We start from the raw sequence: 23,208 nt of genomic DNA on the forward strand, positions 1-23,208 counted from the left end.
AGTCCATTGGGAAAACAGTCTGTTCAGGGCGGAAGGGAGTTTCCCCCGAAACGGCGGTTTGTGATATAATTTTTCACCTTTTGAACAGTTCACCTAATCTGAACGGTTCACTTTTCTGAACACGGGTAGATGCCTAAATAGAGGGATAGCGGCTCCATGAGCGACCTTGCCAGAGAAATCACACCGGTCAACATTGAAGAAGAGCTGAAAAGCTCGTATCTGGATTATGCGATGTCCGTTATTGTCGGGCGTGCATTACCAGATGTTCGTGATGGACTAAAACCGGTACACCGCCGCGTACTGTATGCGATGAGCGTACTGGGTAACGACTGGAACAAACCGTATAAAAAATCCGCCCGTGTCGTCGGGGATGTCATCGGTAAATACCACCCACACGGCGACTTTGCCGTTTATGAAACCATCGTACGTATGGCGCAGCCTTTCTCACTGCGTTACATGCTGGTTGATGGTCAGGGCAACTTCGGTTCGATTGACGGCGACTCCGCGGCGGCGATGCGTTATACCGAAATTCGCATGTCGAAAATTGCTCATGAACTGCTGGCCGATCTCGAAAAAGAGACGGTCGATTTTGTGCCGAACTATGACGGCACCGAGCAGATTCCTGACGTCATGCCAACGCGTATTCCCAACCTGCTGGTTAACGGTTCTTCCGGTATCGCAGTCGGGATGGCAACGAACATTCCACCGCATAACCTAACGGAAGTCGTGAACGGCTGTCTGGCGTATATCGATGATGAAAACATCAGCCTTGAAGGGTTGATGGAACACATCAAAGGCCCAGATTTCCCGACGGCGGCGATCATTAATGGCCGACGCGGCATTGAAGAAGCCTATCGTACCGGGCGCGGTAAAATTTACATCCGTGCACGTGCCGAGGTTGAAGCGGACGCGAAAACCGGACGTGAAACCATCATCGTGCATGAAATTCCGTATCAGGTGAACAAAGCGCGCCTGATCGAGAAAATTGCCGAGCTGGTCAAAGATAAACGTATCGAAGGCATTAGCGCGCTGCGTGACGAATCCGATAAAGACGGTATGCGTATCGTCATCGAGATTAAACGTGACGCCGTGGGCGAAGTGGTACTGAATAATCTGTACTCCCAGACGCAGCTTCAGACGTCATTCGGCATCAACATGGTCGCTCTGCATCAGGGCCAGCCGAAGATCATGCCGCTGAAGGACATTCTGGTTGCGTTTGTGCGCCACCGCCGTGAAGTGGTGACGCGTCGTACCATTTTTGAACTGCGTAAAGCCCGTGACCGTGCTCATATACTGGAAGGTCTGGCTATTGCGTTGGCGAACATCGATCCGATTATCGAACTGATTCGCCGTGCTGCGTCACCTGCTGAAGCGAAAGCGTCGCTGATCGCACAAGCGTGGGAACTGGGTAGCGTTGCCACGATGTTGGAACGTGCGGGCGATGATGCTGCGCGTCCAGAGTGGCTGGAGCCAGAGTTCGGTATCCGTGACGGTCACTATTACCTGACGGAACCGCAGGCGCAGGCGATTCTGGATCTGCGTTTGCAGAAGCTGACCGGCATGGAGCACGAAAAGCTGCTGGATGAATATAAAGCGCTGCTGGCGGAAATCGCCGAGCTGCTTTATATCCTCAATAGCCCTGAGCGTCTGATGGAAGTCATCCGCGAAGAGCTGGAAGCGATCAAAACGCAGTACAGCGACGAGCGCCGCACGGAAATTACGGCAAACACCGCTGATATCAATATCGAAGATCTGATCAACCAGGAAGATGTTGTTGTTACGCTGTCTCATCAGGGCTACGTGAAGTATCAGCCACTGAGCGACTATGAAGCCCAGCGTCGCGGTGGTCGTGGTAAGTCTGCTGCTCGTATTAAGGAAGAAGACTTTATCGATCGCCTGCTGGTGGCCAACACCCACGACACGATTCTGTGCTTCTCCAGCCGTGGTCGCTTGTACTGGATGAAGGTGTACCAACTGCCGGAAGCCAGCCGTGGTGCGCGTGGTCGTCCGATCGTCAACCTGCTGCCGCTTGAACCGAATGAGCGTATTACGGCGATTCTGCCGGTGCGTGAATATGAAGAAGGCCGCCATATCTTCATGGCAACCGCGAGCGGTACCGTGAAGAAGACGGCGCTGACGGAATTCAGTCGTCCGCGCAGCGCGGGGATCATCGCGGTTAACCTGAATGAAGGTGACGAGCTGATTGGCGTTGACCTGACCGACGGTAGCGATGAAGCGATGCTGTTCTCTGCGGAAGGCAAAGTGGTTCGCTTCTCCGAACAGGCGGTGCGTTCCATGGGCCGTACGGCAACGGGCGTCCGTGGTATCAACTTGCAAGGCGAAGATCGTGTCGTTTCTCTGATCATTCCTCGCGGCGAAGGCGATATCCTGACCGTCACGCAAAATGGCTTTGGTAAGCGTACTGCCGTGAGCGAGTACCCGACCAAGTCGCGTGCGACGAAAGGGGTTATCTCTATCAAGGTCAGCGAACGTAACGGTAAAGTGGTTGGCGCGGTTCAGGTTGATGCCGCAGACCAGATCATGATGATCACCGATGCGGGAACGTTGGTGCGGACTCGTGTATCAGAAGTCAGTATCGTTGGCCGTAACACGCAGGGTGTCACGCTGATTCGTACGGCGGAAGACGAACATGTTGTCGGCCTGCAACGCGTTGCTGAGCCAGTAGAAGATGAAGAGCTGGATGGCGTAGTAAAAGTTGAAGGCGAAGTTGTCGAAGACGATGATGCTATCGATGACATTGATGGCGATGATGATATCGCTGAAGATGACGAATAAGCCTTTTCATTAAGTCGGAATGAGCAGAGTAAGCCAGCGCGATGCGCTGGCTTTTTTTATCGACTCTCGGTAGTGTATCAGCAAACGGGTTCTTCCATTATTCAACGGTATCCATTTGAAATATCTCGCTTCATTCCAGACCACATTAAAGGTGTCCCGCTATTTGTTTCGGGTTCTGGCGGTCATGCTGTGGGTGTTGGGCGCACTGATATCCGTTTTTTATGTCACTAAAGTATTGAATGAAAAAGAATCAGAGCTGCGGCAGGAGTATAACCTCAGCTTTGAGCAGTCTCAGGGTTACATCCGACACGCGTCGGATATTGTGCGTGAACTCCAGTATCTGGCGGCAAATCGCCTGATGCTGGCAAGAGAAAAGGCAGAGCCGCCAACGGAAGGGGGCCCCGGCGTCTCCGTTTATGCGCTGGCTCCCGGCGCAACCTGTTCCACGCAATATGGCGGGAATGCGACCCTGCTCTCATTGAGCCATTTTTTCAATGGCTGGCAGGATAATTTCTCTGCCGTCTACGATCTTAATCGAGTCTTTTTTATCGGCGGCGATCGGCGCTGTATGGTTGATTTTGGCATTCGTAATCAGTCGCTCGACCGTGATAACTTGCTTAAAAATGTGCAGGATCGGTTTCAGGAGCAGAAGAAGAGTCGCACCCAAAGCGGACGTGATGAAACGGTCTATTGGATTACCCCTGCGTCTATCCCCGATGTTGGCTATTTATATGCACTGACGCCAATTTATGTCGATAACAAACTGGAAGTCATCATGGGGATTGAACAGACAATTCGTCTGGATGATTTCGTCACCATAGGTAAATTTCCGATCGGCGCTCGGCTGCTGGATCAATATAATCAGGTCGTTTTACAGTTTTCCGACGATAAGGAGCGCTACGCGTCTTCGGTAGGCAACTACCCCTCCGATCATAACTATTTTGGCTATGTGAATGGTTATGATGAACTCATTCTGAAGAAATCGCTGCTGCCTACGTCGTTCAGCATTGTGTACTCGCTGCCGTTGAAGGTACTGCTTTCTCACATCAGCGCATTGATGATCAACATGCTTGTGCTGAATATGCTATGGGCTATTTTGCTGTTTGTGCTGGCATTGGTGTTTGAGCGGAAAATGCTGCTGCCTGCGGAGGTGAATGCGTTCCAACTGGAAGAGAATGAGCAATTCAACCGTAAGATTGTGGCGTCGGCTCCGGTAGGGATTTGCATCCTGCGTATTAACGACGGCACAAACATCCTCAGTAATGAGCTGGCGCACAACTATCTCAACCTGCTTACCCACGAGGATAGGCTGCGAATTACCCGTATCATTTGCGAGCAGCAGTCCAAGTTTGTAGATGTCATGACCAGCCGTAATCATCACCTGCAAATCAGCTTTGTCCATTCGCGCTATCGTAATGAAAACGTGGCGATTTGTGTGCTGCTGGACGTCAGCGCACGCGTCAAAATGGAAGAGTCGCTACAGGAAATGGCGAATGCTGCCGAGCAAGCAAGCCAGTCTAAATCGATGTTCCTTGCCACTGTCAGCCATGAATTGCGTACGCCGCTTTACGGAATTATCGGTAATCTCGATTTGCTGCAAACTAAATCGCTGCCGCAGGACGCCAACCGCCTGGTTGCGGCGATGAACAACTCTTCTTCGCTTCTGCTGAAAATCATTAGCGATATCCTCGATTTTTCCAAGATTGAGTCGGAGCAGTTGAAGATCGAACCATGTGAATTTGCGCCGCATGAGGTCATCAGCCACATCACCAGCAATTACCTCCCGCTGGTGGTCAAGAAACGTCTGACGCTGTACTGTTTTATCGCTCCTAATGTGCCGGTCAGTCTGTTCGGCGATCCCGTACGTTTGCAGCAGGTGTTATCTAACCTGCTGAGTAATGCCATCAAATTTACAGACACGGGCTGCATCATTTTCGAAGTCGGCTGTCGTGATGGCTATCTGGAGTTTGTGGTGCGTGACACTGGCGTGGGCATTCAACCGCGCGAGGCGGTGAAGCTGTTTGACCCGTTCTTCCAGGCTGGGAGCGGTGTCCAGCGTCATTTTCAGGGCACGGGATTAGGGCTGGCGATTTGTGAGAAGTTGGTCAATCTGATGGATGGAGACATTACCATCGAGTCGGAGCCTGGGCTCGGCAGCCTGTTTGGCGTAAGAATTCCGCTGTATAAAGCGCACTATGCCCCAGCGGCGATCAATGCCAGTCTGCAAGGGAAAATGTGCTGGTTGAGGATACGGAATGCCCGGCTGGAGGCTTATCTGCTGACGCTGTTGCAGGGACAGGGGGTGCAGGTCACGCGTTATCAGAATCAAACTGTATCGCCTGATGATGTGATGATTAGTGATTATACGTCGACAGAGGACATTGCCGTTCGAGCCCATATCGTGATGAGTGGCGCGCATAACGGATCAGCGCAGGAAGTGAGCGACGGGCACTGGGTGCAAGGGACGTCCACACCTCAACATTTGCCTGATTTGCTCGAGAAAATCTATCGCTCAGAAAGCGAAGACAGAAATCGCGTCGAGATTTCACCGCCGCTGACCAGCTACGTACGGGCTGAGAATGGCGACATTATGATTCTGGTGGTTGACGACCACCCCATCAACCGTCGACTGTTGGCGGATCAGCTCGGTTCTCTGGGCTATCAAGCGATGACGGCGAATGATGGCGTAGATGGGCTGAGCGTGTTGAGTAAAAATCACATTGATATCGTGCTGACGGATGTCAACATGCCGAATATGGATGGTTATTTGTTCACACAACGTATGCGTGAGCAGGGATTACGCTTCCCTGTTATCGGTGTTACGGCAAATGCGTTGGCAGAAGAACGAGATCGTTGCCTTGGTGCTGGGATGGATAACTGTTTGTCAAAACCGGTTACGCTGGATACGTTGCAGCAGTCGTTGGCGCATTACAGCAACGTGGTGCGTCAGGCGAGAACATCTATGGAATAACCAGCACCTGCACCAGCGGCTGCTGGTGCAGGTGAGGAAAAACTTAATCGACCTGCGTTGCGCCGCCGTTAACGGAAGACAGGTAATTCAGCAGGGCGATATCGTTCTCGACGCCCAGCTTGGTCATGGCTGACTTCTTCTGGCTACTGATCGTTTTAATACTACGATTCAATTTTTTGGCGATTTCGGTAACCAAAAAGCCTTCTGCAAACAAGCGTAGCACTTCACTTTCTTTCGGAGACAGGCGTTTGTCGCCGTAGCCGCTGGCGCTGATTTTCTCCAGCACTTTGGATACGCTGTCTGGCGTGAATTTCTTCCCTTTTTGCAGGGCCGCCAGCGCTTTGGGTAAATCGGTCGGTGCACCCTGTTTCAGTACGATGCCTTCGATATCCAAATCCAGCACTGCGCTCAGAATCGCCGGATTATTATTCATAGTAAGAACAATAATAGAGAGGTGGGGAAAATGGCGCTTAATGTATTTAATGAGGGTAATACCATCGCCGTATTTATCGCCTGGCATGGATAAATCGGTGATTAAAACATTAGCATCCAGCTTAGGTAGGTTATTGATCAGCGCTGTTGAGTCTTCAAATTCGCCAACCACATTGACCCATTCAATCTGCTCAAGCGATTTTTTGATGCCAAAAAGGACAATAGGATGGTCGTCGGCAATAATTACGTTTAAGTTACTCATCGTTTTGGTTACTCATCTTGTTGGCTACCTTGCTGCCCTTTAGGTTCTACTGGGGATAGTAATGCATTGACAAACCTCTCAATTTCATGAAGGTTAGCCTCGATCTGTTCACTATCATGCGCGGTAATATGCTGTTCAAGCTGTTCACACAACTGTTTGCCAGGATGCAGATTAAGCATGGCAAACACGCCTTTCAGCCGGTGTGCCGTCTGCGAAAGCGACGGGAAATCGCCTGCTTCCACTTCAGTATACAGCCTCTTTAAATCATCCGGTACTGTCTCCACGAACAGCGAATAATAGTCGCTTGATGCCAATTGTGCGGCGTAAAATTCGACACTATCCGGTTCCCCTTCCTGTAGCGTATCGGGTAATGTTTCCAGTTGTAGCTCAATCAACTTAAGTAATGCCTCCTGCAGGAGGTGGCTGATATTATAATTCACCCGCAAACGGCGCGGGCCCAAAGGCATTACGGTGTCATCGTCATGACTCAACAGCAGCGTATAATCTGCTTTTTTCTCCGGATCGTCAGTCATGCAGATATCCGCTTCCTGATTAATCTGGCGTTCATCGCTAAGCAGATAATTTGCGCCCCAGCCCGTCAGCATATTGCCGACAATATGCTGTACTTCATCAGACGTCACATCCAGCAGAACGGTAATACCATCCAGCAGTTTTTCTTCCTCAACGGGAAGCGCTTCCGGTTCCAGTTTTAGCGTCAGAATATAGTGTGTGCCTAACCCAGCCTTACTGTTGATAGTTAACGCGCCGCCCAGTTTATTACAGAGTTGATTGCACAAAAATAAGGTCAATCCTGAATTTTGTCCGAAACGATCGGACGTCGCAGGATGCAGGAAAGGATGCCGAATATTTTCCTGCTCTTTGCCAGAAACATTCGTTCCCGTATCGCTGATCTGAATAATCAGCGTATCCGACTCATTATTTTTTCTATCAATCGACACCGTAACCTTGCCGTAATCCGTATTGGTCACCGCATAATTCAGCAGCAGCGCCAGCGTCTTTTTCAATAGCTCTGCATCGCCCACGTAGGTTTGATTCATATCCAGATTGTAATGATGGAATAGGGTCAGGCCTTTTTGATTCAACCGTGGCAGCAGCTCAAGGAGAACCTGGTCGATAAGCGTCAGCAGTGAAAAATTGTCGTTGACCACAGTCCATTCCTGCGCTTCCAACTTTTCATGCAAGGCGATATTTTCCAGCAGTTCGATCGCACTGCGGGTATCTGCCGTTAGCTGATCCAGCGTGGGTGTCGGTACGGTTGCTGTATCGCTGTGGCGTAGCGCATGAATATGCTGTCGCAGCGAAATCAGCGGTTGTTTGAATTCGCTGAGCAGGTTTTGGAATAACCGTTTTCTGGCATGGATATTCTTTTCATATTCACGCTGGGCGAGCAGCAGCCTCCGCTGCACTTGAATCTCTTTATCCTGTTCACGCAGGAGGAAGAGACAATAGTCAGATGAATATTGGCTGCGGATTTGGCGTATTTCATACATCTCATTATTAATGGTGACCTGAATGACGCCCTGATGTTCGTCCGCCATATTGGTGATTTTTTGCAGGCTCAGGTGCGGAAGTAACTGCTCTGCGCGCTCATTCTGGATGACGACTTTATTGTTGCTGAAATCATAAACCAGTACGCCCATCGGGATTCTACCCGTTGTTTCTCGGTAAATATTCAGCGTCTTTTCCAACTGATGAGAGACATCCTCGCTGGGATGCGCATACCGCCGACGGAAAAGATAAAAGCCGACGATGGATAAACTCAGCAGAACCAGATTCAGTAGCAGAAGCCAGACGTTATTACGCAATGAATCAATAATCAGGACTTTTATAGGCACCTGAAAAACGATTTTTATTGGTGCATTCACGAGCGTGGCGGAGATTTCAAGATTAGAACCATGAAGCTGAATGTCAGCCGTACCTTCGCCATTGTTGTTGTCTAAATTGCTGGCCGCCGGCGTATCCGGCTTCAGCATAAGATGCTCACGCGGAATGGTGTCTGGGATTAAATCGTTAATGGGTAAATCGAACGCCAGAATCGTCGCCAGATGGCCCGGCTGATTGAATGTGGTGCGCAGCGTAAAATAGTAGTCGTTATAGAAGCGTAATTTACGCAGCGGGGAAAAACTTTCGCGCTCGTCTAGCACATTCGCCTGTTGGAGCATTTCCGTCCGGCGGGCTTCGGCGATGACCGTAATATAATTCCCACGGAACTGCGAGGAGATATCTTTCAGCGTCTGCGTGGAAATCATCGTCAGGCTGTTGTCGATGCCATTCAGGTAATACATGGAATAGACGCTATTCTCCGCCCCCCAAAGAATATCAAGATAACGTGATATCCGGCGAACCGAGGTGAGTGTCCCTTTATCATGTTGCCCAAAAATCAGCGCGTCCGTTTTCTGACCATTTTTTTCTACGTAGAAAACATTCGGCATTAAATTAATGGAGGTGATGTTGGTGTCGCTAGCGGTCGGTTCGCTGTTCAGACTGCCATATATTTGGTAGGTGACAAAACGATAGGTATCGACGCGTTTTTGTATGCCCTGAGCAATGGTCGTCAGAGAACGTTTTTTGTCCGCCAGCAAATCGTTGATGTAGCTATAGCCGAACGTTCCGGTAATCAGGAGCGACAGCACCGTAAGGAGTGAAAAATAACGCAGGATCATGGCTGGCATCAATTAACGCTCCTGATTAGCGGATAACGGCACGCGCACTGGCGCTAACGCCCAGCAATAGCAGTGCGACAAACCCGAATGCGGTAGCCAAATTGCTGAACTGTGCAATAAAGCCAAGAATGGTCGGGCCGATCAGAATACCTGCATAGCCCACTGTGGTAATGGAGGCGATGGCCAGATTTGGCGGCATGATCTTTTGATTCCCTGCTGCGCTGAAAAGGATCGGTACCACATTCGATGCGCCGATACCCACCATCACAAAGCCAAGAATGGCGGTTATCGCATTATCAATGCTGATCGTTAACACCAGACCGAGTGCGGCACAGAGGCTGCCACCGGTCAGAATCGCGTAGCGGCCGAGCGCATTAACGATGCGATCGCCGTTCAGCCTGCCCAGCGTCATCGCGACGGAAAATGCCGCATAGCCCATGCCCGCCTGCGCGCCGCTCAGGTTGCGTTCAACCGTTAAGAAGAGGGCGCTCCAGTCCAGTATGGAACCTTCGGCTAAGAACATGATGAAGCACAGTGAGCCAATGAACATCACCCAGCCGCGCGGGATGACAAACAGCGGGCTGTCGTCATCTTGATTTGTGGTGCGCAGCAGGTGTTTATGCGCCGTTGCCATAAATATCAGCATGAGCGCGACAATCGCCAGAATCGCCATCAGCGGGGACAGGCCAAGCCACAGCAGGGCGCTGACGCCGCCTGCGCCAACAATTCCCCCAATGCTAAAGAAACCATGAAACCCGGACATCATCGCCCGGCCGCTCGCCCGTTCCACGATGACGGCCTGAATATTCATCGCGACATCAATCATACCCATGGACGCGCCGAAAAAGAGCAGTGTTATCGCCATCAGAGGCAGCGTTTCTGCCTGCGTTAGCGCGGGCAACACCAGACAAAGCAGCGCGCTTGCCAGCAAAATAACGCTGCGGCACCCTAGTTTGCTGGTGAGAAAACCGGTAAGCGGCATGGCTAAGAGCGAGCCAATACCGAGAGAAAGCAGCAACATCCCCAGAGAGGCATCACTGATAGCCAGCCGCGTTTTGACAAAGGGCACCAGCGGCGCCCAGGAAGCCATAGCAAAGCCCGCAACAAAGAAAACGATGCGCGTGGCTGCCTGTGCTTTCTTGCCTGGCAAATTCTGATTAATGCATAACGGGTTGGAATTCAACGTTGTACTCATCCTGAACGAGGCTATCCGGTCGATGTAACAAGGGCCTATTTTTACCATAATTAGCGGTCTGAATGGAAAGAATCCTGGCGTAAGGGGAGAAGGGATGCGTGGGGCCGTGGCGCGGGCAAAAAAATGCCGATTAGATAATCGGCAAAAGAATCGGTCAATTGAAGCAATAATGATGATGTCATAGGATTTTAGAGCGATGCGCGCGACCCGTTTTGCCGTTTGGTGCGATTTCAGTCCGTGCTCACCGTTATGGTCTTGCGTAACCTCTCACCCACGACGTGTTTTTTTCCCGTATAATCCCCTACTTTGTGTTAGGTCTCCGGGGTAACGGTGAAACAACTTTCCGACTTGCTGCGGCATCTGCAGCAGGATTTGCGCGAGCCACAGCCTGAACGCGCAGGTTTCAGACAAATAACGCGCTCGTTGGCCCTCAGCGACGCGTCTGAGCTATTGCCGTGGCTGGCGATCCAGCCAGTGTACCCCCAGTTCTATTGGCAGCATCGTCAGGATCGTGAAGAAGCTGCCGTGTGTGGCAACGTGTGCGGGTTTCGCCACATTCAGGACGCCGAGGCGTTTCTTGCTCAGCAGCAATGCAATTCCGATGTGCGCATCTGGGGGCTAAACGCGTTTAATCAAACGAAAGAGGACGACGTTGCGTCATCCGGCTACCTGTTTTTGCCCCGGGCAGAACTACGATGTCAGGATGATACGCTCAGCCTGAGTATTAATTTGTTCAGTGACATATCCTTGCAACAGGATGCCGTTGAAGCCTCGGCGTTTATTAATCTTCTTCTACCACCCGCGTCGCAGCCTCTTTTGCATGCGGAAGTGCAGTCCGTCAGGCATCAGCCGGAGCGTCAGGGATGGATCGATTTTCTCCAGCGGGCGCTGCATGACATTAATACTGGGCTGATGGAGAAGGTGGTTCTGGCGCGGGCGACCACGTTAACGCTGACGCAGCCGCTACAGGCCACCACCTTTATGGCTGCCAGCCGAGCGGCGAATCACCACTGTTACCATTTCATGTTGGCGCACGATGCGCGTCATGCGTTTCTTGGTTCCAGCCCAGAGCGGCTTTATCGTCGGCGGGGAACCGAATTGGAAACCGAGGCGCTGGCGGGGACGGTGGCAAGCGATCGCGATGCGCATAAAGCTTCTGAGCTGGCCGACTGGCTGATGAATGACACCAAAAATCAGTGCGAGAACATGCTGGTGGTGGATGATATTTGCCAGCGGCTACAGCAGTCCGCGCTGTCGCTGGATGTCATGCCGCCGGAAATTGTGCGCCTGCGTAAAGTACAGCATCTGCGCCGTACCATTCACGCCACGCTGCGCACTGCATCCGATAGCGCGTGCCTGAATGCGTTACAGCCTACGGCAGCCGTTGCGGGTCTGCCGAGGCAAGAGGCTCGCCGTTTTATTGCCGAACATGAACCGTTTGAACGCGGCTGGTACGCAGGTTCCGCAGGTTACCTTTCGCGTCAGCAGTCTGAATTCAGCGTGGCGCTACGTTCGGCCGAAGTGCGAGATCATGTTTTAACGCTCTATGCCGGTGCCGGAATTGTGGCGGGTTCTGATCCAGAACAAGAATGGCAGGAGTTAGAAAACAAAGCAGCAGGGCTAAGATCCCTGTTAGACGGTGATATGTCATAGTTTTGTTTTAGGGTTGTTGTGCGAGGTACTGGTTTATATCAAAGTCAGCGTGATAAAAAAAAATATAATAAGGCTGATCTCGATGTTTGCCGAAGGGCAACCAGACCGCCAACAGTTTGATCATTAGTATTTGCTTAATACCCTAAATCATTCGAGTTGCGCGACAAAACGTTAGCGTTTTGAACAGCGCGATGCGGCTTGAAGTATAACGGGTATAACCTGCAACCTGAGTTGTTGAGTACAACATGTCAACAAGTGTATTTAATCGCCGCTGGGCTACATTACTGCTGGAATCGCTGACCCGCCACGGTGTCCGGCATGTCTGCATCGCGCCTGGTTCTCGCTCTACGCCGTTGACGCTGTCTGCGGCGGATAATCGCGCACTCATTTGCCACACGCATTTTGACGAGCGGGGGCTCGGGCATCTGGCGCTGGGGCTGGCAAAAGCCTCGCGTGAGCCGGTTGCGATTATCGTGACGTCAGGCACCGCTGCCGCGAATCTTTATCCAGCCATTATTGAAGCGGGGTTGACCGGTGAACGTCTGGTGGTTCTGACGGCCGACCGCCCGCCGGAGCTGATTGACTGCGGTGCAAATCAGGCGATTCGTCAACATGCACTGTATGCTTCACACCCCACGCTGACGCTGGATTTGCCACGCCCTACGCCCGATATTCCGGCTAGCTGGCTGGTTTCCTCTGTGGATAGTGCAATGGCGCGGCTGATGCACGGTGCGTTGCATATTAACTGTCCCTTTGCCGAACCGCTTTACGGTGCCGATGACGGCACGGTGTATCAGGACTGGTTGATGACGCTGGGCGACTGGTGGAATAGTCGTGAACCCTGGCTGCGTGAAATGCGCCAGAGTACGTTGGCGGTACAACCGGACTGGTTGCAGTGGCGACAGAAGCGGGGCGTTGTCCTCGCCGGTCGCGTGAGCCCTGAACAAGGGGCGCAACTCGCCGCGTGGGCGAACGAACTGGGCTGGCCGCTGATTGGTGATGTCCTGTCGCAAAGTGGGCAGCCGTTACCTTGTGCGGATATTTGGCTCGCGCATCCTGATGCAGCGGCTCGCTTACAGCAGGCGGAAATTGTCTTGCAGTTCGGCGGTAGCCTGACGGGTAAGCGCCTGCTGCAATGGCAGGAACAGTGCCAGCCGCAAGAATTCTGGTTAATCGATGATCTACCGGGACGGTTGGATCCGGCTCACCATCGCGGACGCCGTCTGGTGGCGGACGTGGGTGAATGGCTGTCTGCGCATCCCGCACATAAACAAGCATCGTGGGCGGATTTGCTGGTGGATATTGCCGACAAAACGCGGCGGCAGGTCGACGCACATCTGGCTTCCCGCTTTGGTGAGGCACAGCTGGCGCAGCGCATACCAGCGCTGTTGCCACCGGATGGGCAACTGTTTGTCGGCAATAGTCTCGTGGTGCGTCTAATCGACGCGTTGGCGCAGCTCCCGCAGGGATATCCGGTGTACGGTAATCGTGGTGCCAGCGGCATTGATGGCCTGATTTCCACGCTGGCCGGTGTACAGCGTGCTACGTCAAAAACCACGCTGGGCATCGTCGGCGATCTTTCCGCGTTATACGATTTGAATGCGCTGGCGTTGCTGCGTCAGTCTCCCGCGCCGCTGGTGTTGATCGTGGTGAACAATAACGGCGGCCAGATATTTTCCCTGCTGCCGACGCCGGTTGCACAGCGTGAAGCGTTTTACTGCATGCCGCAAAATGTGGAATTCGGGCACGCTGCCGCGATGTTTGGCCTGAATTACGTACGTGCCGAGAGCTGGGAACAGCTGGCGGGTACGGTAGCGGATTGCTGGGCTCAGGGCGGCGTCACGCTGCTGGAAGTGGTGGTTGAGCCGAAGGACGGCGCGGAAACGCTCAATGAACTGGTCGCTCAGGTGGCGACGTGGGCGCACTAGAGTTTCAAGGGATAGATTTTCAAGGGCTAGGCTGCCGGAAAGTGACGCATGGCGCGGTGGCTCCGAGGCAGCCGTGGCTGGTGTGCCTGCATGGTTTATTAGGCAGCGGTGAGGACTGGCAGCCCATCCTGCCGTTCTGTCGTGACTGGCCCGTGCTGCTGGTGGATTTACCCGGACACGGCGCGTCGCGAACGATAACCACAACAGATTTTGCCGATGTCAGCCGCCAGTTAAGCGAGACGCTGTTGGATCAAGGCATTGAGAATTACTGGTTGCTAGGCTATTCGCTCGGTGGGCGTATCGCAATGTATCACGCCTGCAACGGGCAGCATGACGGCATGCTGGGGCTGCTGGTCGAAGGCGGACATCCCGGCTTGGCAACGCCCGCGCAGCGTACGGAACGCATCCACCATGATACACGCTGGGTGCAGCGTTTTCGTCAGGAACCGCTGCCAGCGGTCTTGCAGGACTGGTATCAGCAGGCGGTCTTTGCCGATGTTGATTCTACTCAGCGTGAACAGCTGGTTGCTCGCCGCAGCGCCAATCACGGTGCGTCCGTTGCGGCAATGCTGGAAGCCACCTCGCTGGGGCGGCAGCCTTTTTTGGTGGAACGCCTCCAGCACCTGTCGATACCTTTTGTTTACTTATGCGGTGCCAGCGACGTGAAGTTTCAAACGCTGGCGGCGCAATACGGCCTGCCGTTACTGAGTGTGCCTCAGGCGGGTCATAATGCTCATCAGGCGAATCCAACGGCCTATGCCGAGCGAGTTCGCTCTTTTCTTTTGCATCCCGTTAAGGATTGATAACTATGCTTTATCCGAGTGAAGACCTGCTTTATGCACCGATTGAATGGCACGATTGCAGCGGCGACTTCGCCGATATCCTCTACCATAAATCCATCGATGGCATTGCCAAAATCACCATTAACCGTCCTCAGGTACGCAATGCGTTCCGTCCGCAAACGGTAAAAGAGATGATTCAGGCGCTCGATAATGCCCGCCACGATGACGGCATCGGGACGATCATCCTGACCGGCGCGGGCGATAAAGCATTCTGCTCCGGCGGCGATCAGAAAGTACGCGGCGACTACGGCGGTTATCAGGACGACAGCGGCGTGCATCACCTGAACGTGCTGGATTTCCAGCGCCAGATCCGTACCTGTCCGAAACCAGTTGTCGCGATGGTCGCAGGCTATTCCATCGGTGGTGGACACGTTCTGCACATGATGTGTGACCTGACGATTGCGGCAGAAAACGCTATCTTCGGTCAAACGGGTCCGCGTGTCGGCTCCTTTGACGGCGGCTGGGGCGCTTCTTACATGGCGCGCATCGTGGGTCAGAAGAAAGCGCGTGAAATCTGGTTCCTGTGCCGTCAGTACGACGCTGCGCAAGCGCTGGATATGGGATTGGTTAACACGGTAGTACCGTTGGCGGATCTGGAAAAAGAAACTGTGCGCTGGTGCCGTGAAATGCTGCAAAACAGCCCAATGGCGCTGCGCTGCCTGAAAGCGGCGCTGAATGCAGACTGCGACGGTCAGGCGGGCTTGCAGGAGCTGGCGGGTAACGCCACCATGTTGTTCTACATGACAGACGAAGGGCAGGAAGGCCGCAACGCGTTCAATGAAAAACGTCAGCCTGACTTCAGCAAATTCAAACGGAATCCGTAATGCGTCAGGTCACTCTCTATCGTTACAGCGTGCCGATGGAAGCCGGAGTGGTGCTGCGCAATCAGCGTCTGAAAACCCGCGATGGACTTATCGTTCGCCTGCAAGACGGCGAGCGGTTGGGCTGGGGCGAGATTGCGCCGTTGCCGGAGTTCAGCGTGGAAACGCTGGCAGAGGCGGAGTCCGCCGCGCTTGAACAGCTACAATCGTGGGCAGCAGGACAGGCATTTTCTGACGATCTTCCGCCTTCTGTTGCCTTTGGCTTGAGCTGTGCGCAGGCCGAGCTGGATCGACATCTGCCGCAGGCGGCGGACTATCGCAAAGCGCCATTGTGCAGCGGCGATCCTGACGAGCTGTTTGAGATGCTACAGGCGATGCCGGGTGAGAAAGTGGCAAAAATCAAAGTCGGTCTGTACGAAGCGGTGCGTGACGGCATGATCGTTAACGTGCTGCTGGAAGCCTTGCCGGATCTGAAACTCCGTCTGGATGCCAACCGCAGTTGGACGCGAGCCAAAGCCGACGGCTTCGCTCGTTATGTTGCCCCGTCATTGCGTTCGCGCATTGCCTTTCTTGAAGAGCCTTGCAAAACCCGTGAAGAATCTCGCGAGTTTGCGCGGGAAACGGGCATTAACATTGCCTGGGACGAAAGCGTGCGCGAGGCGGATTTTCGGGTAGAAGCCGAGCCGGGCGTGAGCGCGATTGTGATCAAGCCTACGCTGGTCGGTAGTCTCGCACGCTGCCAACAGCTGGTGCAGGAAACGCATCAGGCTGGATTAACGGCGGTGATCAGCTCCAGCATCGAATCCAGTCTGGGCTTAACGCAGTTGGCGCGTTTGGCACACTGGCTGACGCCGGACACGGTTCCAGGGCTGGACACGTTGGATCTGATGCAGGCGCAGGTGATTCAACGCTGGCCGGATAGCGCGTTGCCGCTGCTGGCTGCTGAGCAACTGGACGTGGTATGGCAATCCTGACTGACTGGCCGTGGCGACACTGGGCTAGCCAGACGCCCCAGTTTGTTTCGGTGAATGAGTCTGTTTCGTTGAATGAATCTGTCGCATTGATTGAAGATGAAACCCGCTGGAGCTGGCAGTCGCTTGCCCAGCGGGTGGATCAACTGGCAGAGCATTTCACCCAGCAGGGCGTTATGGCCGATAGTACGGTCGCGCTACGCGGGAAAAATAGCGTCCAGATGCTGTTCAGCTATCTGGCGCTGTTACAGTGCGGCGTGCGCGTACTGCCGCTGAATCCACAGTTACCTGATGCATTAACCGAGGCGCTACTGCCTGCGCTGAATGTAACGTATGGCCTGTGCCTGAATGATAAATCGTGGCCGAAGGCTGTACGCACGCTTTCTCTGCCGTCTGATTCTTTACCCCTGTGTGATGCCAAGGAAAGCCGCCGTATCGATAGACTACGCTGGCAGGCCGATCGGCTGGCGACGCTGACGCTGACATCCGGCTCTAGCGGGATGCCAAAAGCAGCGGTGCATTCGTTTGCTGCCCATCTCTCCAGCGCGGAAGGTGTGGTTCAGATGATGGCATTTTCCGCCAGCGACAGCTGGCTGTTGTCACTTCCGCTCTTTCACGTTTCCGGGCAGGGCATTGTCTGGCGCTGGCTTGTGACTGGGGCAACGATTGTTGTCCGTGCGCATCAGCCTCTGGATAGTGCGCTGCGCGATTGCACCCATGCTTCTCTGGTACCGACGCAACTGTGGCGACTGCTGTCAGAGGGGACATTCCCCACGGCATTAAAGGCCGTATTGCTCGGCGGCGCGATGATCCCGCAGGCGCTGACGCAACAGGCGGAAGTGCGAGGCGTCAGCTGTTGGTGTGGCTATGGTCTGACGGAACTGGCGTCCACGGTCTGCGCGAAACGTGCTGACGGGCGTTCGGGCGTCGGCATGCCGCTGTACGGGCGAGAGATCCGGTTGGTAGAGGATGAAATTCTGCTGCGTGGGAGCACGCTGGCCGCTGGCTATTGGCGTGACGGAAAACTGATTCCACTCGTCGATGGTGACGGCTGGTTTCACACTCGGGATCGCGGGCTACTGACTGAAGGTGAGTGGCACATTCTGGGGCGTCTGGATAATCAATTTTTCAGCGGCGGGGAAGGGATTCAGCCCGAGAATATCGAAGCCGTGCTGTTGGCTCATCCCGATGTTCAACAGGCCTGCATTGTGCCCGTTGACGATGCGGAGTTCGGCCACCGTCCTGTTGCGGTATTGGAGGTGGCACAAACCACGACGCTTGATGCGATACGCGATTGGCTACAGCCGCAGCTTGCCGGATTTCAGCGTCCGGTCGCGTATTATGCGCTGCCTGTTGAACTGAAAAATGGTGGGATTAAGCTTTCTCGCCAGCAGGTGAAAAGCTGGGTCAATGCAACGCACCATTCGCCCAACACAACAGGTCGCGCAGTGCGTCCGTAGGCTAGTTGTCCGGTGCGCTGGTGCTGGGTTTCGCCACCTTTCGTGGATGACTGGTCTGATTATTGGCGCTGGTTTCACGATCAAACAGCGCCAGCTTCTCCAGAAACCACCTGTCCTGAAACCGCATCGGGCTGTGTCTGTCGGAACTCACTGTGTGAGGGGGATCTATCGCCGTGGTGCGCTTTCCTGCGGCTAATTCTTCTTCTCTCATCATTGTTTCCTTCTGCCTGTTTTGTTGTCATCCATGGTGAATACTATTGTTCACTTTGTCTTTTTTGAGCAAATAGGTGGCACTTATTACTGCCATTGTCAGCAACGGTGAAGGCAAACTTTCATGATTATTAAAAGAATAAATCGCTGCTCAGGGCAATTTCGTGCTGGAGTGAGGGGGCGTTTCGGGTAGAATCGGCAACGATAACACCTTTACACGCGCGTTTAACGACGGTTTTTAAGGATATTGAAAATGAAAAAGTTTGTGATTGCCTGTGCGGGAAGCCTGTTGCTTGCAAGTGCTTCTGTACATGCCATTAGCCTTTCCGGGGAAGCGGGTCGCGATTACGCAGGCGCCAGTGCGGGCTTCGGTCTGGGCATTCCTGGGCTTGCGGGTAATGTAAGCTACGCCCACGGCGACAACAACAATGACGTATACGGCTTCGGTCTGGGATACACCATTCCTGTTGGTCCACTCAAGCTGACTTTGGGCGGTAAAGCGCTGTACCTGAATCAGGATCACGGTAATGATGGCTATGGCGTCGCACTGGGCGGTGGCGTGCAGTGGCCGCTGAGCCGTCAGTTCTCGCTGTATGGTGAAGGTTACTATTCACCAGATGCCTTCTCCAGCCATGTCGATCACTATGTTGAAGGGAAAGCGGGCGTTCGCTGGCAGGTGTTTGCACCGCTGAGCGTTGATGTCGGCTACCGCTACATCAATATGGCGCGCGAGAACGGCCCAGATAACAGACTGGCGGATTCTGCCTATGTTGGCGTTGGTCTGAACTTCTAATATACCCGTCATACTTCAAGCCGCAGGTGTGTTGGCTTTCCTCGCTCACCCCAGTCACTTACTTGTGTAAGCTCCTAGGGATTCACTGCGTCGCCGCCTGCCTGCAACTCGAATTATTTAGGGTATAGTGGTTCGAAAGAAAAAAGAGCGTGAATGTTGAGTTCACGCTCTTTTTTTATGACGGACATCCTTGTCCGTCACCCTGCGGGCCGTCGCAAGCGACGTTGAAAAACGCTCCCAGCGTTTTTTTATGCACGGAGGGTTAACTGATTGACGGTAGCCAGCCTGCCACCATCGCCAGTTGGATCAGGATGATGGCGACGCCGCTGGTGAAGACCAGTGCCAAGACCGGTGCGCCACCGCGCGTCGCGCGTATTTCAGGGCGCTGTTTGCGCACCTGCCAGCTCAGCAAGACCGGAATAAGCAATGCCAGCACGGCCAGCGCAATCGCCGCATAGCCCAGCGCCATCACGAACCCTTGCGGATAAAAGAGGGCAAACACCAGCGGGGGAATAAAGGTCAGTAAGCCCGTTTGCGCGCGCCCGATGATGCTATTTTTACGTTTAAACAGATCGGCTAAATAATCGAAAAGTCCAAGTGCCACGCCGAGGAAAGAGGTCGCCAGTGCCAGATCGGCAAACAGGTGGACGGCCAGTTCAACGTGCGGTGAGGCAACCAGCGTGCGAATAGCCTGCATCAACCCATTCAATCCCGCCTGATCGACCAAAATAGCGTTGAATGTTGAAGAACTGAGGCTGCCCAGCATCACGAGCTGCCAGAAAATATAGGCAATCAGCGGTATCACGCTACCGATAAGGAATATCCGGCGCAGCTTACGGCTGTCGCCACCCATGTAGTGCACGATGCTGGGGATACTGCCGTGAAAGCCGAACGACGTCAGAATGACGGGTAATGCCGAGAGTGTCAGACCCTGTTGCAGCGGCAGCGTTAAGAGGTTGACGCGCTGAATATGGGGAACCATGACGGCCAGCATGATGACGAGCATCAGCACTTTGCCGCTAAACAGGATGCGGTTAAACAAATCGACTGAGGATGTTCCGATACAGACGACGCCGCCAGCAACCAGCGTGAAGAGCAGAATGCCTGCGGACAGTGGAAGTGAGTAGCCACTCCATTGGCTGATACTGCTGGCGAGCAGTTCGCCTGCGCCGCTGATATAGGCCGCGGTGAGCGCATACATCAGAAATAACATACTAAAGCCGGTAATCCACTGTCCCCAGCGACCGAGGTATATTTTTGCCAGCGTGCCCAGCCCGGTGTGCGACGGCTGATGCTGATACACGTCAACCAGCAATAAGGCGCTGTAACACATCAGTGCCCACAGACCGATCAATATCATCAATGTAGTACCAAATCCGACGCCTGCGGTGGCTAACGGCATCGCCAACATTCCAGCTCCGATAGTGGTGCCTGCAACGATAAAAATGCTGCCAAGAGTACGATTTTTCACCTATTCCTCTATAAATAGCGTGGCTATCCAGATATTTTTGGCAGCAGGGTAGAGTATTCAGTGATTTCTGTCAAAACGCCGTTACGAGGGGTGTAATTTTATATTTACACTGGAGTGAGGGGCGTCGGAGGCGATACGTTATCGGGCAGGCAGAAAGAAACATTGTGTTTGTTCATGCGACTTTTTAAAGTGGTTTCAGGATCGTCACGAGGAATAAAAAATGCTTAGGGTCGAGATGTTATGTACCGGCGATGAAGTGCTGCATGGTCAGATTATTGATACCAATGCGGCCTGGCTGGCGGATTATCTGTTTCAGCAGGGATTACCGATGACCAGCCGGATGACGGTGGGGGACGATCTCGATGCGCTGGTGACTGCGATAACGCAGCGTAGCCAGATAGCCGATATCCTGATTGTGAACGGCGGCCTGGGGCCGACCAGCGACGATCTCAGCGCATTGGCGGCGGCCACCGCCGCAGGAGAAGGGCTGGTTGAGCACGTGGAATGGCTGGCGCGTATGGAGGCTTTCTTTGCCGATCGTGGCAGAGTGATGGCACCGAGCAACCGCAAACAGGCGCAAATCCCAGCAAGCGCGGAAATGGTGGATAACCCGGTGGGCACCGCCTGTGGTTTCGCGCTGCAATTGAACAAGTGCCTGATGTTTTTTACACCGGGCGTGCCGTCTGAGTTTAAGGTCATGGTCGACCAGCAAATTATGCCGCGCCTGCGCGAGCGCTTTGCTGTCGCCGATGCCCCACTGTGCCTACGCCTGACCACCTTTGGCCGCTCCGAGAGCGATCTGGCAAGCCAGTTGGACGGCATGGCGTTACCGCCGGGCGTGGTGCTGGGCTACCGCTCTTCTATGCCGATTATCGAGTTGAAGCTGACCGGCCCTGCTGCACAGCAGGAAAACATGGAGCAACTGTGGGAAACGGTGTGCGCCGTGGCAGGGGAAAATACCATCTTTGAAGGAACCGAAGGGTTACCGGCACAGCTGGCACGGCGTCTGGCCGAGCGTGATATGACGTTGGCTGTGAGTGAACACTTCACGGCAGGATTGCTCAATTGGCAGCTCCAGTCGGCGAACGTTCCGCTGGCGGGTGGAGAACTGCTGGCAAACGTTGAGGATACCAGCCTGTCTGGGTTAGTGGACTATGCTCGCCATCTGGCGGAGCGTCAGGGTGCGTCGTTAGCGCTGGTCGTGGGGAACCGGAACGATGCGGAGCTGTCATTAGCGCTGTATACGCCGGAAGGATCTTTTGCCCAAACGATACAGTTCAACGTACAGCGCTACAGCCTGAAAACCCATCAGGAAGTCGTTGCGATGCTGGCGATGAACATGCTGCGCCGCTGGCTAAATGGCTGGTCTGTCTACGGCGGACATGGTTGGATCACGGTGTTGGAGACGTTGTAGTCAGCGGGGGGATCTAAGACTGCCTCTGAGTCGTATTTTTATGTCACTGTTGAGGCTGTTTCGTGCGCGATGATACCGTCATTTTCATGCTATTTCATAGCACGCGCCCGACACGGGGCGTCTCAAGCGCCGCTCGCCCCGTGACCCCTAGGCTTTTTGGCGTGAATTACGCCGCTACGCGGTGCCTTCGGCGATCGTTCCCGCTTGTCGAGCCGCCAGTGACGCGTTCCCGACGCGGCACTGGCTTTCGCGGCGTCCATGCCGCTCACTCGGCGGTAACGCTCACCTCAGCGCAATTTTTACGCCGGGTTAGCACGCCCGAAACCATCACATCAATCTAGCATAAGACGATAAGTCTATAAGCCGATGGCTAATGCTTGCCTGAAAATAAAAAGGCCAGAATCAATGTTCTGGCCTTTTTCACAAGATAAATCAATATAATAACGAATAGAGCTGCCGACGATAGCGGGCGGCGAGGGCGTCGCTGGTGCCGAGGGCGGCCATGATGTCCATCAGCGTTTTACGTGCGCTGCCGTTAGCGACGGCCAGATCTTTCTTCAGGAATCCCATCAGTAGCTCAAGCGCTTCTTCGTTACGGCCGACCTGATGCAGTTGCAGAGCCAACTGTACCGCGAGATCCGCATTTTGCGGATCGGCATCCAATTGCTGCTGTAGATGCTGAATTTCCGGCGTGTCTGCCGCCTGTTTCAGCAATTCAATCTGCGCCACGAGGCTATGGTAACGCGTGTCTCGATCTTGCAAAGGAATAGTGGCCAGCACGGCCTCAGCCTCTTCACTGCGTTTAATTTGAATCTGCACTTCCGCCAGCATCAGACCGATGTCGCTGCGCTGCTGGCTGAGTTGCCAGGCGTCTTTCAGTAACTGCATTGCCTCTGGCAGTTTGTCTTCCTGAATCAGCTGCTGCGCCTGTGCGACTTTCAGCTCTTCTTCTTTCGGTAGCGCGCGTTTCAGCAATTCACGAATCGCCTCTTCCGGCTGTGGACCCTGAAAACCATCCTGCGGCTGCCCGTCTTTAACCAGATACACGGTTGGGATTGAGCGCAGGCCAAACTGTGCGGCGACGCGCTGTTCGGTATCACAATCAACCTTCGCCAGAACAAACTGTCCTGCGTATTCCTGCGCCAGCTTGTCCAGCACCGGTTCCAGCTCCAGGCAGTGCTGGCTACGCCCCGACCAGAAGTAAAACAGGACTGGCAGTGTCATGGAGTGTTCCAACACCTGATGCAGGTTGGATTCATTGACGTCAACGATAGTCGCTTGTTGTTCTAACATGAGTAGTCTCTC

16 protein-coding genes are annotated in these 23,208 nt (G+C 53.8%); 10 read left to right on the top strand and 6 right to left on the bottom strand.

Translation table 11 applies throughout. The features are described 5' to 3' along the window. The first annotated feature begins 156 nt into the window (after positions 1-156). Positions 157-2,796 carry a DNA topoisomerase (ATP-hydrolyzing) subunit A gene (gyrA, locus tag EO763_RS06295; protein WP_161528423.1) on the top strand — a complete coding sequence of 880 codons (2,640 nt, stop codon included), beginning with the start codon at positions 157-159 and terminating at the stop codon, positions 2,794-2,796. Between the two features lie 115 nt (positions 2,797-2,911). Beyond that, a complete protein-coding gene (rcsC, locus tag EO763_RS06300) occupies positions 2,912-5,767 on the top strand; it encodes a two-component system sensor histidine kinase RcsC (protein WP_161528424.1) in 2,856 nt (951 codons plus the stop codon). A gap of 43 nt (positions 5,768-5,810) precedes the next feature. Here the strand turns inward: rcsC and rcsB are convergent, their stop codons facing one another. Genes rcsB through EO763_RS06315 form a run of 3 tightly spaced genes read right to left on the bottom strand, consistent with a single transcriptional unit; the run spans position 5,811 to position 10,340 of the window. After that, positions 5,811-6,461 carry a response regulator transcription factor RcsB gene (gene rcsB / locus EO763_RS06305; RefSeq protein ID WP_005976164.1) on the bottom strand — a complete coding sequence of 217 codons (651 nt, stop codon included), beginning with the start codon at positions 6,459-6,461 and terminating at the stop codon, positions 5,811-5,813. An 8-nt stretch (positions 6,462-6,469) separates the two neighbouring features. Further along, positions 6,470-9,154 (bottom strand): phosphotransferase RcsD, encoded by a 2,685-nt coding sequence (gene rcsD, locus EO763_RS06310; protein ID WP_161528425.1) that lies wholly within the window; start codon positions 9,152-9,154, stop codon positions 6,470-6,472. Positions 9,155-9,170: 16 nt separating this feature from the next. Then, on the bottom strand, positions 9,171-10,340 hold the full coding sequence (locus EO763_RS06315; RefSeq protein WP_161528426.1) for an MFS transporter: 1,170 nt from the start codon (positions 10,338-10,340) through the stop codon (positions 9,171-9,173). Between the two features lie 330 nt (positions 10,341-10,670). Between EO763_RS06315 and menF the strand changes: the two genes are divergently transcribed. From menF to menE, 6 genes are all read left to right on the top strand, one after another. After that, complete coding sequence (menF, locus tag EO763_RS06320) at positions 10,671-11,993, top strand: isochorismate synthase MenF (RefSeq protein ID WP_161528427.1); 1,323 nt, start codon at positions 10,671-10,673, stop codon at positions 11,991-11,993. Positions 11,994-12,238: 245 nt separating this feature from the next. Further along, the gene (gene menD, locus EO763_RS06325) at positions 12,239-13,921 is read left to right on the top strand and encodes a 2-succinyl-5-enolpyruvyl-6-hydroxy-3-cyclohexene-1-carboxylic-acid synthase (RefSeq protein WP_161528428.1); all 1,683 of its coding nucleotides are present in this window, start codon (positions 12,239-12,241) and stop codon (positions 13,919-13,921) included. Next, positions 13,909-14,724 (top strand): 2-succinyl-6-hydroxy-2,4-cyclohexadiene-1-carboxylate synthase, encoded by an 816-nt coding sequence (gene menH, locus EO763_RS06330; RefSeq protein ID WP_161528429.1) that lies wholly within the window; start codon positions 13,909-13,911, stop codon positions 14,722-14,724. The genes menD and menH overlap by 13 nt, the downstream gene beginning before the upstream one ends. Before the next feature lie 5 nt (positions 14,725-14,729). Beyond that, positions 14,730-15,587 carry a 1,4-dihydroxy-2-naphthoyl-CoA synthase gene (gene menB / locus EO763_RS06335; RefSeq protein ID WP_010301311.1) on the top strand — a complete coding sequence of 286 codons (858 nt, stop codon included), beginning with the start codon at positions 14,730-14,732 and terminating at the stop codon, positions 15,585-15,587. After that, on the top strand, positions 15,587-16,558 hold the full coding sequence (gene menC / locus EO763_RS06340; RefSeq protein ID WP_161528430.1) for an o-succinylbenzoate synthase: 972 nt from the start codon (positions 15,587-15,589) through the stop codon (positions 16,556-16,558). Before menB ends, menC begins: the two co-directional genes overlap by 1 nt. Further along, positions 16,546-18,015 (top strand): o-succinylbenzoate--CoA ligase, encoded by a 1,470-nt coding sequence (menE, locus tag EO763_RS06345; RefSeq protein WP_161528431.1) that lies wholly within the window; start codon positions 16,546-16,548, stop codon positions 18,013-18,015. Before menC ends, menE begins: the two co-directional genes overlap by 13 nt. Before the next feature lies 1 nt (position 18,016). On the opposite strand, the gene EO763_RS06350 is transcribed toward menE, so the two are convergent. Continuing rightward, the gene (locus EO763_RS06350) at positions 18,017-18,229 is read right to left on the bottom strand and encodes a catalase (RefSeq protein WP_244322067.1); all 213 of its coding nucleotides are present in this window, start codon (positions 18,227-18,229) and stop codon (positions 18,017-18,019) included. Between the two features lie 249 nt (positions 18,230-18,478). Here EO763_RS06350 and EO763_RS06355 point away from each other — a divergent pair, with 249 nt between their 5' ends. Then, complete coding sequence (locus EO763_RS06355; protein WP_103198888.1) at positions 18,479-19,018, top strand: YfaZ family outer membrane protein; 540 nt, start codon at positions 18,479-18,481, stop codon at positions 19,016-19,018. A gap of 262 nt (positions 19,019-19,280) precedes the next feature. Here the strand turns inward: EO763_RS06355 and tyrP are convergent, their stop codons facing one another. Further along, positions 19,281-20,489: a tyrosine transporter TyrP gene (gene tyrP, locus EO763_RS06360; protein ID WP_161528432.1), complete on the bottom strand. Its 1,209-nt coding sequence runs from the start codon at positions 20,487-20,489 to the stop codon at positions 19,281-19,283. A 220-nt stretch (positions 20,490-20,709) separates the two neighbouring features. Between tyrP and EO763_RS06365 the strand changes: the two genes are divergently transcribed. Then, positions 20,710-21,903: a nicotinamide mononucleotide deamidase-related protein YfaY gene (locus EO763_RS06365; RefSeq protein ID WP_161528433.1), complete on the top strand. Its 1,194-nt coding sequence runs from the start codon at positions 20,710-20,712 to the stop codon at positions 21,901-21,903. Positions 21,904-22,335: 432 nt separating this feature from the next. On the opposite strand, the gene EO763_RS06370 is transcribed toward EO763_RS06365, so the two are convergent. Next, positions 22,336-23,196, bottom strand: a complete 861-nt coding sequence (locus tag EO763_RS06370) for a thioredoxin family protein (RefSeq protein ID WP_161528434.1) — start codon at positions 23,194-23,196, stop codon at positions 22,336-22,338. Positions 23,197-23,208 lie beyond the last annotated feature (12 nt).

Origin of the sequence: Pectobacterium odoriferum (genome assembly GCF_009931295.1) — a bacterium.
Lineage (GTDB): Bacteria > Pseudomonadota > Gammaproteobacteria > Enterobacterales > Enterobacteriaceae > Pectobacterium > Pectobacterium odoriferum.

Excerpts from the sequence above, each read along its gene's own strand:
- menD (WP_161528428.1), top strand. The coding sequence starts at position 12,239 with ATGTCAACAAGTGTATTTAATCGCCGCTGGGCTACATTACTGCTGGAA.
- EO763_RS06355 (WP_103198888.1), top strand. The coding sequence starts at position 18,479 with ATGAAAAAGTTTGTGATTGCCTGTGCGGGAAGCCTGTTGCTTGCAAGT.
- EO763_RS06315 (WP_161528426.1), bottom strand. The coding sequence starts at position 10,340 with ATGAGTACAACGTTGAATTCCAACCCGTTATGCATTAATCAGAATTTG.
- EO763_RS06370 (WP_161528434.1), bottom strand. The coding sequence starts at position 23,196 with ATGTTAGAACAACAAGCGACTATCGTTGACGTCAATGAATCCAACCTG.
- rcsD (WP_161528425.1), bottom strand. The coding sequence starts at position 9,154 with ATGCCAGCCATGATCCTGCGTTATTTTTCACTCCTTACGGTGCTGTCG.
- menE (WP_161528431.1), top strand. The coding sequence starts at position 16,546 with ATGGCAATCCTGACTGACTGGCCGTGGCGACACTGGGCTAGCCAGACG.
- EO763_RS06350 (WP_244322067.1), bottom strand. The coding sequence starts at position 18,229 with ATGATGAGAGAAGAAGAATTAGCCGCAGGAAAGCGCACCACGGCGATA.
- rcsB (WP_005976164.1), bottom strand. The coding sequence starts at position 6,461 with ATGAGTAACTTAAACGTAATTATTGCCGACGACCATCCTATTGTCCTT.
- gyrA (WP_161528423.1), top strand. The coding sequence starts at position 157 with ATGAGCGACCTTGCCAGAGAAATCACACCGGTCAACATTGAAGAAGAG.
- EO763_RS06365 (WP_161528433.1), top strand. The coding sequence starts at position 20,710 with ATGCTTAGGGTCGAGATGTTATGTACCGGCGATGAAGTGCTGCATGGT.
- menC (WP_161528430.1), top strand. The coding sequence starts at position 15,587 with ATGCGTCAGGTCACTCTCTATCGTTACAGCGTGCCGATGGAAGCCGGA.
- menB (WP_010301311.1), top strand. The coding sequence starts at position 14,730 with ATGCTTTATCCGAGTGAAGACCTGCTTTATGCACCGATTGAATGGCAC.